Origin of the sequence: Psychroserpens mesophilus, from assembly GCF_050617655.1 — a bacterium.
Classification (GTDB): Bacteria; Bacteroidota; Bacteroidia; order Flavobacteriales; family Flavobacteriaceae; genus Psychroserpens; species Psychroserpens mesophilus_A.
On sequence record NZ_JBODQC010000240.1, the window covers coordinates 1 to 261 of the forward strand.

General features: G+C 52.5%; 1 protein-coding gene. It reads right to left on the reverse strand.

What is annotated here, in order from left to right; genetic code table 11:
* Positions 1–261 (reverse strand): glycosyltransferase (locus ACRHNM_RS17120; protein ID WP_431137846.1); only part of this gene is annotated, 261 nt, incomplete at both ends.

Below are 261 nucleotides of genomic sequence, written 5' to 3' on the forward strand. Positions count from 1 at the left end.
ATACCAGGGCATCTGATATAGCCAGGTACGGACGCACGTCCTTTTTCGGGCCAACATACATGATTTGCGGGTGCGTATCTATGGCCTGGTGCGTCTCGGGCTTTAGCGGGTCCAATTCGGATTCGTAATGGCCGATCAGCAGGAGCCTGATGTCCGGGTGTGTTTTGCAGAGCCCGGTAAATGCGGCCACCAGTTCATTGATGCCCTTATCCCGGACCAACCTACCGATAAAGATAAATATCAGGTGCGATGGTTTAAACC